This is a genomic window from Streptomyces sp. NTH33, from assembly GCF_003236365.1.
Lineage (GTDB): Bacteria > Actinomycetota > Actinomycetes > Streptomycetales > Streptomycetaceae > Streptomyces.
In genome coordinates this window covers 1-11,105 of record NZ_POTZ01000233.1, presented here as the reverse complement: position 1 = coordinate 11,105, position 11,105 = coordinate 1, and the positions used below count along the sequence as shown (strand labels likewise).

The 11,105-nt window shown below is 71.9% G+C and carries 15 protein-coding genes; 2 read left to right on the top strand and 13 right to left on the bottom strand.

Annotated elements, in window-relative coordinates; all coding sequences use genetic code 11:
• The first annotated feature begins 126 nt into the window (after positions 1-126).
• Positions 127-948: a class I SAM-dependent methyltransferase gene (locus C1I97_RS21565; protein WP_111004864.1), complete on the top strand. Its 822-nt coding sequence runs from the start codon at positions 127-129 to the stop codon at positions 946-948.
• A gap of 40 nt (positions 949-988) precedes the next feature.
• Positions 989-1,159: a hydrophobic protein gene (locus C1I97_RS21560; RefSeq protein ID WP_111004863.1), complete on the top strand. Its 171-nt coding sequence runs from the start codon at positions 989-991 to the stop codon at positions 1,157-1,159.
• Positions 1,160-1,175: 16 nt separating this feature from the next.
• Here the strand turns inward: C1I97_RS21560 and C1I97_RS21555 are convergent, their stop codons facing one another.
• The 13 genes from C1I97_RS21555 to C1I97_RS21495 all read right to left on the bottom strand — a co-directional run bounded on the left by C1I97_RS21555 (position 1,176) and on the right by C1I97_RS21495 (position 10,965).
• Entirely contained in the window at positions 1,176-1,457 is a 282-nt protein-coding gene (locus C1I97_RS21555; RefSeq protein ID WP_111004862.1) for a gas vesicle protein K, read from the bottom strand.
• The gene (locus C1I97_RS21550; protein ID WP_073951723.1) at positions 1,454-1,651 is read right to left on the bottom strand and encodes a gas vesicle protein; all 198 of its coding nucleotides are present in this window, start codon (positions 1,649-1,651) and stop codon (positions 1,454-1,456) included. Before C1I97_RS21550 ends, C1I97_RS21555 begins: the two co-directional genes overlap by 4 nt.
• Entirely contained in the window at positions 1,648-2,430 is a 783-nt protein-coding gene (locus tag C1I97_RS21545; RefSeq protein ID WP_111004861.1) for a GvpL/GvpF family gas vesicle protein, read from the bottom strand. Before C1I97_RS21545 ends, C1I97_RS21550 begins: the two co-directional genes overlap by 4 nt.
• Positions 2,427-2,765 carry a gas vesicle protein gene (locus tag C1I97_RS21540; RefSeq protein ID WP_111004860.1) on the bottom strand — a complete coding sequence of 113 codons (339 nt, stop codon included), beginning with the start codon at positions 2,763-2,765 and terminating at the stop codon, positions 2,427-2,429. The genes C1I97_RS21545 and C1I97_RS21540 overlap by 4 nt, the downstream gene beginning before the upstream one ends.
• Positions 2,762-3,877 (bottom strand): SRPBCC family protein, encoded by a 1,116-nt coding sequence (locus tag C1I97_RS21535; RefSeq protein ID WP_111004859.1) that lies wholly within the window; start codon positions 3,875-3,877, stop codon positions 2,762-2,764. Before C1I97_RS21535 ends, C1I97_RS21540 begins: the two co-directional genes overlap by 4 nt.
• On the bottom strand, positions 3,874-4,554 hold the full coding sequence (locus C1I97_RS21530) for a DNA primase (RefSeq protein ID WP_111004858.1): 681 nt from the start codon (positions 4,552-4,554) through the stop codon (positions 3,874-3,876). Before C1I97_RS21530 ends, C1I97_RS21535 begins: the two co-directional genes overlap by 4 nt.
• On the bottom strand, positions 4,551-4,814 hold the full coding sequence (locus C1I97_RS21525) for a gas vesicle protein GvpG (protein ID WP_073951718.1): 264 nt from the start codon (positions 4,812-4,814) through the stop codon (positions 4,551-4,553). The genes C1I97_RS21530 and C1I97_RS21525 overlap by 4 nt, the downstream gene beginning before the upstream one ends.
• A gap of 4 nt (positions 4,815-4,818) precedes the next feature.
• Complete coding sequence (locus C1I97_RS21520) at positions 4,819-5,589, bottom strand: GvpL/GvpF family gas vesicle protein (protein ID WP_111004857.1); 771 nt, start codon at positions 5,587-5,589, stop codon at positions 4,819-4,821.
• A complete protein-coding gene (locus C1I97_RS21515; RefSeq protein WP_111004856.1) occupies positions 5,586-6,017 on the bottom strand; it encodes a gas vesicle structural protein GvpA in 432 nt (143 codons plus the stop codon). The genes C1I97_RS21520 and C1I97_RS21515 overlap by 4 nt, the downstream gene beginning before the upstream one ends.
• A gap of 79 nt (positions 6,018-6,096) precedes the next feature.
• Complete coding sequence (locus tag C1I97_RS21510) at positions 6,097-6,480, bottom strand: gas vesicle protein GvpO (protein ID WP_111004865.1); 384 nt, start codon at positions 6,478-6,480, stop codon at positions 6,097-6,099.
• A gap of 104 nt (positions 6,481-6,584) precedes the next feature.
• A complete protein-coding gene (gene ligD, locus C1I97_RS21505; RefSeq protein WP_111004855.1) occupies positions 6,585-7,523 on the bottom strand; it encodes a non-homologous end-joining DNA ligase in 939 nt (312 codons plus the stop codon).
• Positions 7,520-9,367: a transketolase gene (locus C1I97_RS21500; protein ID WP_111004854.1), complete on the bottom strand. Its 1,848-nt coding sequence runs from the start codon at positions 9,365-9,367 to the stop codon at positions 7,520-7,522. The genes ligD and C1I97_RS21500 overlap by 4 nt, the downstream gene beginning before the upstream one ends.
• A complete protein-coding gene (locus C1I97_RS21495) occupies positions 9,364-10,965 on the bottom strand; it encodes an FAD-dependent oxidoreductase (protein ID WP_111004853.1) in 1,602 nt (533 codons plus the stop codon). The genes C1I97_RS21500 and C1I97_RS21495 overlap by 4 nt, the downstream gene beginning before the upstream one ends.
• Positions 10,966-11,105: the final 140 nt, after the last annotated feature.

Below are 11,105 nucleotides of genomic sequence, written 5' to 3'. Positions count from 1 at the left end.
TCGTCACCCCACCCGCCCATCCACCCGTCAGCCCACATGACGAAACAGGGGTCTCATTATTCGGCACGCATGCGTACCGTGATCCGTACCGCCCCGCGGGGCCGGGTGACGAGAAGGGGTGCAGCCATGCCGAAGCAGCGGGAGACGGCCGTCTACACGCACGGGCACCACGAGTCCGTGCTGCGCTCGCACACCTGGCGCACCGCCGCCAACTCCGCGGCCTACCTGCTCGGCTCGCTCAGGCCCCGCATGAAGGTCCTCGACATCGGCTGCGGCCCGGGCACCATCACCGCCGACCTGGCGGAACTGGTCCCCGACGGGCACGTCACCGGCGTCGACCGGGCGGCGGGCGTTCTGGAGCAGGCCCGGGCCACGGCCGGTGAGCGCGGGCTGACCAACATCGACTTCGCGGTGGCGGACGTGCACGCCCTGGACCACCCGGACGGCACCTTCTGCGTCGTCCACGCCCACCAGGTGCTGCAGCACGTGGGCGACCCCGTGCAGGCACTGCGCGAGATGCGCCGCGTGACGAGACCCGGCGGCTACGTCGCCGTCCGCGACGCCGACTACGCGGCGATGACCTGGTATCCGGAGGTGCCCGGCCTGGACGACTGGCTGGACCTGTACCGGCGGGTGGCCCGCGCAGGCGGCGGTGAGCCGGACGCGGGCCGTCGGCTGCGGTCCTGGGCGCTGGCGGCCGGCTTCACGGACGTCACGGCCACCTCCGGCACCTGGACCTACGCCACCGACGCCGAGCGGGAGTGGTGGAGCGGACTGTGGGCCGACCGCACCCTGGCGTCGGAGTACGCCGAGCGCGCCGTCGCGGGCGGCCACGCGACCGAGGAGCGGCTGCGCGCCGTGTCACGGGCGTGGCGGGAGTGGGGCGGGCGGCAGGACGGCTGGTTCGCCGTCCTGCACGGAGAAATCCTGTGCCGCAAGGAAGTCTGATTTCCGGTTTACGGGCAACTCGGACAGCAGGAGGTTCATTATGGTTCCCATCCTGCTGGTACTGCTTCTGGCCCTTATTCTCTTCGGAGCCGGATTCGCGGTGAAGGTGCTCTGGTGGGTCGCACTGGCGGTGTTCGTCGTCTGGCTGCTGGGGTTCCTCCTCCGCGGCGCGTCCGCGGCGGGAGGCAGGGGCCGCTGGTACAGGTGGTGAGAATTCACGGGGGAATTCATTCCCGGGGAAGCAGCGGTCCCAGCGGCCCGAGGTCCAGGTTCAGGTCCTCGGGCCGCAGCCCGTAGCGGTCGCGCAGCTCGGCCATGCGGTCCTCCAGGAGCATGAGCGTGAGCCCGATCCGCTCCTCCTGCTCCTCGGTCAGGTCCCCCGCGTCGAAGCGGCGCAGCGCCTGCCGCTCCATGAGCTGGCGCAGCAGCTCCACCACGGTGAGCACGAGTTTCACAAGGTCGCGCTCCACCGTGTCGGGCTCCAGTTCCAGGCGCTTGCGCGGGGTCACGGTTGCTCCTCCAGGGCCTCGAAGGGCGACGGCACTTGTGCGTTCACCGAGCTGATCAGCGCGTTCAGGTCGATGCGGACGAGGTCCACGTCCGCGATGCGCAGGGTGACGTCCCCGGTGATGACCACGCCGCCGGCCAGCAGCCGGTCGAGCAGGTCGACCAGGGCGATCTCGCGGCGTTCGACGACCGTCATGCCCCCTCCCCCGGCGATTGCTCCCCGGCGAAGGAGTACGCCGCCCAGGGCCCGGTGAGCTCCACGCGCAGACCCGGGACGTCGTCCTTCGCGCGGTCCACGAGTTCCACGAATTCCTCGGAACCGCGCCGCGGGACCAGATAAGCGGCATTGAGCACATTGCGCCCCGCCGCGCCGGAAAGGGCGGGGTTCTGCGGCGCGTGCAGCCGGGAGTCCTCCGCGAAATCGGCGAGTTTTTCGTGCAGCCGTGTCGCGAACGCCTCCGCTTTCTGCCACATGTCCTCGCTCGCCCGCGTCTGCTGCCGCCGCTGCCGCAGATAGTCCCGGCCCGACGCGGCTTTCTGCGCGGGCTGCGCGGCCTGTTCGGGCTGTTCGGGCTGTTCGGGCTCGGCGTAGATCTTCACGCCCCATTCCACGCGCCCCTCCAGCCGGTCCAGGGTCTCGCGGAAGTGGTCCTCACGGGCCTCGATCATGGAGCGCACGCCGCTGTCGTCCCGGAAGACGGTGGCGAGCCTGAGCGGCAGCGGGGTGGTGACGACGGTGAGCGCGTCGATCACGCCCTGGTGGGCGCGGGCGGTGGCGGCCAGCCAGTCGAGGTCCTCCAGGTGCGCGCGCAGCGGCTCCTCGGCGAAGTCCCGCTCCGGCACCTCGCTGAGGACGGCGACCAGGCCGTGGTGGTGCAGCGGCTTGGCCGGAGCCCCCGCCACCCCGGTCAGCTGTGCCTGGAGGGGCGCGCCGAGGGGGCGGCAGACGGCGTAGACGTACCGGAGTCCGCTCATGGTGCCTCCTTCTTGCGGCCCCGTTCCAGTTCCAGTTCCTCCAGGCGCGCCAGCCGCTCGCGCAGCTCGGCGTTCTCCCGGGCGAGTTCGTCGCGGCGGGCGCGGGAGGAGAGCGCCGGGTCGCTCTCCCACCAGTCGATGCCCATCTCCTTGGCTTTGTCGACCGAGGCGACGACGAGCCGGAGCTTGATGGTGAGCAGCTCGATGTCGAGCAGGTTGATACGGATGTCGCCCGCGATGACGACACCCTTGTCGAGGACTCGCTCGAGGATGTCGGCGAGGTTGGCGCCGCTGCCCGAGCCGTACGGTTCGGGCAGCCGGCTCGGTGTCGTCATCGACGGCTCCCGCCTTCGGCGTACTCGTCCTCTTCCTCTTCCTCGGGCTCTTCCTCGGCTTCTTCCTCGTACTCGCCCTCGGGCTCCTCCTCGGACTCCTCCTCAGGCTCTTCCTCGGCTTCTTCCTCGGGCTCGCCCTCGGGCTCCTCTTCGCCTTCCTCCTCGTACGGCTCCTCCTCTTCGGGCTCCTCCTCCGCGCCCTCGGCGCCTTCCTGCTCCTCCTCCGCGATCGCGTCCTCGTGGGTGCGGACGACCTCGCCGTCGCGGATCTCGCCGCGCCAGCTGTCCTCGGCCTCTCCCTTGAGGGTGATGAAGCGGGCGAAGTTCTTCAGGTCGAGCCGGGTGCGGCGGCCCTGGGCGCGCCAGATGTTGCCGGTCTTCTCGAAGAGACCACTGGGGTAGTACTCCACGACCAGCAGGACCCTGGTGAGGTTGTCCTCCAGCCGGTGGAAGGAGACGACGCCCTTGGGAGTTCCCTTGGCGCCCTCCGCCGTCCACTGGATGCGGTAGTCGGGCACCTGTTCGATGGTGTGCGCCTTCCAGCTGCGGTTGGACCACCACACCTTCGCCTGCCAGTCGGAGTTGGTGTCGTCGGTGCGGTTCGCGCTCTTGACGCCCTTGGCGAAGGTGCTGAAGTCCTGGTATTGGGTCCACTGGTCGTAGGCGGTGCGCAGCGGCACGCCGACATCGATGGACTCGATGATGACGGTGGGCTTCTGACCCGCGCGCTTCTTGCGCTTGCCCTTGCCGCCGCCCCCGAGGTTCTGCAGCCCGCCCAGGACCTTGTCCTTGACGCGGGAGCCGCCCACCTCCAGGGCGGTGCGCAGTGGCCCCTTGCCCTGGGCCATCTTGCGACCGGCGTCCAGGGCGAGCTTGCCGAAGCCGGGACTCCTGCCCTCGGCGATGTCGGTCAGTTTGCCGGTGGTCTCGCCGAGCTTGCGGCCGGCACCGGCCAGCAGCCGCTCGGCCTGGGCGGTGAGGTAGTCCCTCGCTTCCGCCTTGAGCCGGTCGGCGGCCTCGCTGTGGGCGAGGTCGGTCAGCGGATTGTCCTTGGTCGCCCTGCCCGCCGCCTTGCCGACGGCGGACGTCGCGGATCCGAGGGCTTCGGTCATCGGTCACCGCCACCCTTCGGCAGCCGGGAGCGGACAGCGCGGGTCGCGTTGCCGGCCGCGGCCGTCTTCTTCGCGGCCGCCTTCTTCCCGGCCGCGGTCTTCTTCGCCACCGCCTTCTTGGCGGGGGCCTTCTTCGTGGCCTTCTTGGCCGGTGCGCCCGCCGACGCCGTCTTGGCGGCCTTCTTCGCGGGTGCCTTCTTCGCCGCCTCCTTCCGGGCCGGTTCGTCTTCGGGCTCCTCCTCGGACTCGCCCGCGGACTCGGGTTCCCCGCCGGCCTCGCGGCCCTCCCGGTCCTCGTACTCGTCCTCGTACTCGCCCTCGGCCTCCTTCTTCCCGCCGTCGCCGCCGGTCTCCGGCACGACGCCGGCGAGCTGGTCACGGACCTTCGAGGTCCGGCCGTGCAGCCGGTCGGCGAGCGCGGTCATCTGCCGTTCGACCATCGCGCCCGAGGCCGCCTTGCCCACGCCCTGCAGGTCCTGGCGCAGCTGGTCCCCGATCTCCTTGAACTGGGGGTTGTTCTTCAGCTGCTGGTTGACCAGGTCCGTGAGCTGGCGCGGACCGAGGTTCATCTTCTTGCCCGCCACCATGCTGCCCACGGCGAGGGCGAGTTTGGCCTTCTTCGTGCGTCCCAGGAGGTATCCGGCCCCTACCGCGAGGCCGAGTCCCACTCGATTCATCGTGCCGTCCCCTCACCTGTCCCCGCGCCCCCGCGCAGGCCGATCTCCAGCCGGTCGAGAAGCTCGTCCTCCTGGCGGTCGAATTCCTCCTCGGTGATCTCTCCCGCCTCCAACTGCTCCTCTAGACGTGCCAGTTCGGCCCGGACGGTGGCCGGGTCGTAGTAGATGCGCTCCGCTTCGCGCAGCACCTGTCGGATCGCCCAGGCGCTGCCGCGCGCCGGGGCGAACGGCAGCAGCAGCACCTCGGAGATGAGTCCCATGGCATTACTCCGCTCCCGCGTCCGCACCCGCGGTGGTGCCCGCCGGCTCGGCCGGGCCGGGCTCGACGAAGCTGTACGGGGGCAGCGGGCCGTTGACGCGCAGTTCGAGGTGGGGCAGGTCCTTGCGGGCCTGCTCGACGGCGGCCAGGAACCGTTCGGCCTCGTCCCGGGCCACCAGGAAGGATGCGTTGACCAGCCAGCCGGTGGACTGCGGACCCTCGCTGACCGCAGCGGCCAGGGGCGAGAGGGCGCGCACCACCTCGCCGGCGTCCTCGCCCTCGCGGGCCTGCACCGCGGCCGCCACCAGCTCGCCGAGCCTGATCTTGTCGTCGTAACTGCCGCCGCCGGATGCCCGGTTGGCCTCCGCCAGGGACCGGATCTCCGGGTTCTCGGCCATCACGCGGTGCAGCACGGCCTCCTCGACGTGGCTGCCCTTGACGTTGTACTCGACCTTGCCGTCCAGCTCCCGCAGACGCTCCTTGTAGTGCTCGGCACGCTCGCCGAGCACGCCGGTGACGGTGTCGTCGTCCGGGGCGACGCTGCCGAACCGCATGGGCAGCACGCAGCCGGCCGCGCCGATCTCGCTGAGCACGTTCTGGTGGGCGAGCAGGTCCTTGCGCTTGGGACGCAGCCCCTCGGGCGCGTCGCTGACGACCGCCGCCAGCTCGCCCGCCTTGAGGACGCGGATCTCGCGCGGCGGATCGCCGACCCCGCCCATGCCCTCCGGCAGCGAGGGGTGCGAGGCGGCCGTGATCCCGTAGACGTAGGTGCTCACTCCTGCTCCTCCTTCCTGCGCGCCGACGTGGCCTTGCGCGCCCGCGGCCGGGACTCGGACTCCTCCGTGTGTTCGTCACGCGCCTGCTTGAAGGCATCGGAAATGGTCTGGGCGGCGCCGGACAGCGCGCCCTTGGACTTGCCGCGCGCGCCGGACTCGGTGACCTCGCCGACGATCTCGGGCAGACCGGGGCTCTTGCGCGGGCCGGCCTCCAGGTCGAGCCGGTTGCACGCCTCGGCGAAGCGCAGATACGTGTCCACGCTGGCGACGACGACACGGACATCGATCTTCAGGATCTCGATGCCGACAAGGGAAACCCTCACGAACGCGTCGATCACCAGCCCCCTGTCGAGGACGAGTTCCAGTACGTCGTAGAGGCCACTGCTGCCGCCTCCACCGCCGGACGTCTGTGCCGGGACAACGGTCATGCCGACCGCGCCTCCTTGTCTGTGTGTAGGGATGCCTTCTGCGTGTGCGGACCCACGGGAGTGCTTGCGGGCGGGCGGCCTAGCGGCCGCCGGACCGGTGTGCGTCGGCGCGTCCGCGTTCGTAGCGGCGAAGACGCCGGTAACCGGTGAGCTGCCCCTCGGGGTCGAGTTCGACCAGGTAGCTCGCCATCAGGCTCATCGTGTCGGGCACTCGGGCGAGTTCGAGGACTTCGACCTCCAGGGCCCAGCCGTCCTCCGTCTGCTCGAACGTCGTGACGGACTCGGCGGTCAGGCCGGTCAGCTCGGCGAACTGGGCGCGTGCCTCGCGCAGCACCTCCATCGGCCTGGGCCGGTGCGTCGCCGTACGGCTGTCGTCTTCGGTACGCGACTCCTGTGGCTTCTGTGTCCTGTGTGACTCCTGTGGCTCTTGTGAGTTCTGCGATGTGTTCTCTTTGTTCGCCATGGCCACCTCTCTTCTCCGTGTGGCCGCAGCTTCGTGGGCCAAACCTCACAGGCGCGGGTGTCCCGGATGCGGGGGCGATCCCCCTGCGCACGGCGGTGCGTGTATCAGCCACGCAGTGAGTCGAGGCGGCGCCGGGCCGGGCCCAGGGCGCGGCCCCGGCGCGGTACGCCGGCCCACGGGTCGGTACGGGCCTGGTCGACCGCGTCGGCGATCGTCCAGCGCCGCGGCCCGAGATCCGGGTCGCCGAGCTGGTCCCAGGCGATCGGGGCGGCGACGGGCGCGCCGGGCCGGGCCCGTACGGTGAAGGGGGCGACCGCGGTCTGGGCGTAGCCGTTGCGCTGGACGTCCAGGTAGAGGCGGTCGCCGCGGTCCTTCTTGCGGGCGGCGGTGGTGAGCCGGCCGGGGTGGCCGGCGGCGAGCAGTTCGGCGACGTCCCGGGCGAAGTCGCGCACCTCGTCGAAGTCGTGGCGCCCGTCGAGGGGGACGATCACGTGCAGGCCGCGCGAGCCCGTCGTCATCAGCGCCGACGGCAGCCTCAGCTCGTCGAGCAGCTCCTTCAGCAGCCGGGCCGCCTCGCGCACGGAGGTGAAGTCGTCGTCGGCCGGATCGAGGTCGAAGACCATCCGGTCCGGCCGCTCGACGTCCCTGGTGCGGGACAGCCAGCGGTGCAGGGTCAGGCAGGCCTGGTCGGCGAGGTAGACGAGCGTCGCCGTGTCGTCGCAGACGGTGTGCGTGACCGTGCCGTCCTCCTTGGCGACCTCGGCCCGGGTGATCCAGTCCGGGTAGTTCTCCGGGGTGTTCTTCTGCATGAACGCCGGGCCGTCCAGGCCGTCCGGGTGCCGCTCCAGCATCAGCGGACGGCCGCGCAGGTGCGGGAGCATGAAGGGCGCCACGGACCGGTAGTAGTCGACGAGGTCGCCCTTGGTGTACTCCTTGGCCGCACTGTCGCCCCCGCCGTCGCCGCCCGGGAACAGGACCTTGTCCGCCCGGTGCACCTCCACCGTGCGCCGGCCGGCCCGTACCGTGCGCGTACCGCCGCTCACGGCACCACCGCTTCCTCCACCAGCAGCCGCGCGGAGACCGCGATCGACGCCGCGTCGATGCCCGCGGCGTGCAGCTGCTCGGCGGGCGAGGCCGAGCCCGGCATCGTACGGACGGCGAGCCGGACCAGGCGCGGCACCGGGCGCCCGTCGAGGAAGGCGTCGAGCACCGCGTCGCCGAGGCCGCCCTCCTCGTGGTGGTCCTCCACGGTGAGCAGGCAGCCGGTGTCCTCGGCGGCCCGGCGCAGCGTGTCCCGGTCCACGGGCTTGACCGAGTACAGGTCGATCACCCGGACCGCGACGCCCTCCCGGTCGAGGGCGTCGGCGGCGGCGAGCGCCTCGTGCAGGGTGACGCCGGCGGCGACGATCGTCAGCCGGTCCGCCCCGGAGGAGCGCAGCACCTTGCTGCCACCGACGGGGAACTCCTCCTCGGGGCCGTAGAGCACCCGGCTCTCCCCGCGCGAGGTGCGCAGATAGCGGACGCCGTCCAGGTCGGCCATCCGCGCGACGAGCTGGGCGGTCTGGTTGGCGTCGCACGGGTAGAGCACGGTCGAGCCGTGGACGGCCCGCATCATCGCCAGGTCCTCCAGGCCCATCTGGCTGGGACCGTCCTGCCCGATCGCCACGCCCGCGTGGGAGCCGTTGAGGTTGATGCCGGAGCCGCTGATGGAGGCCATCCGTACGAAGTCGTGGGCGCGGGTGAGGAAGGCCGCGAAGGTGGAGGCGTACGGCACCCAGCCGCGCCGGGCCATCCCGACCGCCGCGGCGACCATCTGCTGTTCGGCGATGTAGCACTCGAAGTAGCGGTCGGGGTGTTCCTTGGCGAAGAACTCCGAGCGGGTGGAGTCGCCGACCTCGCCGTCCAGGGCCACGACGTCGCCGCGTGCGGTGCCGAGCGCGGCGAGGGCCTGGCCGTAGGCGTCGCGGGTGGCGACCTGTTCGCCCTTGTCCCAGCGGGGCAGTTCGAGACTGCCGTTCCCCACGGCGTGCAGGGAGCGGGTGGAGTCCGGCGCGTGCACGCGGACGCGGATGTCGCGGACACCGCCGAGTTCCCCGATCGCCTCGTCGGCGTCCTTCACCGGCTTGCCGTGCAGGCCCTCGCGGTCCTCGGTGGCCTTGACGCCCTTGCCCTTGAGGGTGCGGGCGATGATCGCGGTGGGCTGCCCCTTCGTGGAGACCGCCTCGCCGTAGGCGCGGTCGACGGCGTCCACGTCGTGGCCGTCGATCTCGACGGTGTGCCAGTCGAAGGCGCGGAAGCGGCGGGCGTAGGCGTCCAGGTCGTGGCCGTGGCGGGTGGGGCCGCGCTGGCCGAGCCGGTTGACGTCGAGGATCACGGTCAGGTTGTCCAGGTGCTCGTACCCGGCGTGCTCGGCGGCCTCCCAGATCGAGCCCTCGGCCAGCTCGCTGTCCCCGCACAGCACCCACACGCGGTAGTCGGCGTGGTCCAGGCGCTTGCCGGCCAGCGCGATCCCGACACCGACGGGCAGGCCCTGGCCGAGGGAGCCGGTCGCCGTCTCCACCCACGGCAGCCGCTGCGGTGTGGGGTGCCCCTCCAGGCGGCTGCCCAGCTTGCGGAAGGTGAGCAGTTCGGCGTCGTCGATGGCGCCGGCCGCCTTGTAGGCGGAGTACAGCAGCGGGGAGGCGTGTCCCTTGGACAGGACGAAGCGGTCGTTGCCGGGGTGTTCGGGGTTCTCGAAGTCGTAGCGGAGGTGGTTCGCCAGCAGAACGGCCATCAGGTCGGCGGCGGACATGGAGGACGTCGGGTGCCCGGAGCCGGCCTCGGCGGCGGCTCGCACGCTGTCGACGCGCAACTGCTGCCCGAGTTCGACGAGTTCGTCGGTGTTCATGAGTCTCCTTGGTCTCCTTCCGCGGATGTGTCGTCACGCTTGACCGGCCCGGGTGCGGGGTGGGCGCCGCGGCGTCCGGCGGCCGGCTTCGTCTTCCTGTTCCCGGCGGGTTCGGGCTGGTTCCTGGCCGGCTCACCGCCGGGCCGGCTCTTCGCGGGTTCGCCGCCGGGCCGGCTCTTCGCCGGCTCCGGGCCCGGCCGGTGCGGCGCGGGCTCCGCACCCGCCAGCTGGGCCTTCTCGGTGTTGTCGATGATCTCGGTGATGTTCTCGTCGGCCTCCTCCCGCTCCTCCGGCCTTCCCGGCACGCGCGCCAGCTCCGGGGAGGCCGTGTCCAGCGGCACCGACCAGGACCGTACGAGCCCCAACTGGACGGACTGGCGCGGCAGTACGGCGTCCAGGAGCCAGTCCGCGGCCACCCGGACACGGTTGCCCGGCATCGCCGCGAGGTGGTAGCCGCGGGTGACCGCGCCGGCCACCGGGCCGGACAGCGGGATGCCGAGCGGGTCGGCGGCGGCCTGCATGCCGCCGAGATCGACCACGAAGCCCAGGTCGCGGTGGCGGTAGGGGCGGCGCTCGCCGACCCCGCACGAGGCGGCGACGTTGACGGCCGCCGCCTTGCCCTGCCGCCAGGCGTGCTGGGCGGTCATCGGCGTGAACCTGCCGGGGTTGTCCAGGTCGGGCACGGCGGCCGCGTCGCCGCACGCGAAGACCTCGGGCCGCCCCGGCACCTGCAGGAAGGGGTCGACGACGAGCCGTCCGCGCTCCAGCGGCTGCCCCGTGCTCTCGACGAGCGGGTCGGGCCGTACGCCCACGCACCACACCAGCGAACGAGTGCGGACGAACTCGCCGTCCGTCAGCAGCACCCCGTCGTGCGTGGCCTCCTTCACGGACGTGCCCATCCGCACCTCCACACCGCGCTGCCGCAGCACGCGGTCGGCGGTGTCCGACAGCCGCTCGTCCATCTCCGGCAGCACGCGCGGCGCGATGTCCAGCAGCATCCAGCGGGGCCGCATCCCCTCCCGCAGCGGGTGCCTGCGCACCAGCGAGTCGGTGAACATCCTGCCGTGCGCGGCGACCTCGGTACCGGTGTAACCGGCGCCCACGACGACGAACGTGCAGCGGGCCGAGCAGGTCCCGGGATCGTCGGTGGCCGCGGCGAGTTCGATCTGGCGGGTCACGTGGTCCCGCAGGTACAGCGCCTCGGGCAGCCCCCGGAAGCCGTGCGCGTGCTCGGCGATGCCGGGGATCGGCAGCAGCTTGTTGACGCTGCCGACGGCCAGCACCAGCCGGTCGTACCCCAGCGTGCCCTCCCCGCCCTCGGGGTCGGTGTAGTGCACGGTGCGCGCGTCCATCTCGATGCCGTCGGCCTCGCCGAGGACCAGCCGTACGCGGCGCAGCGTGCCGGACAGGGAGACGGCGACCCGGCGCGGCTCCAGGATGCCGACGGCGACCTGGGGCAGCAGGGGCAGGTACAGGAAGTAGTCGGTCGGGTTGAGCAGGGTGATGTCGGCCTTGCCCCGGGACATCCTGGCCAGGGTCCGGGCCGCGCGGTAGCCGGCGAAGCCGGCACCGACGATCACGATGCGGGGTCGACTCACGGTTCGCCTCCGGCGCTGTCGCGGACCAGGTACGGAACCTTCCGCGTCCCCCTGACCAGGGCACCCAAACGTCCGCCCCCGGTGGGCGGGGCGCCACGTCCGGGGTCACCGCCGTTTCCGCCGCGGCGCCCGGGTAACTC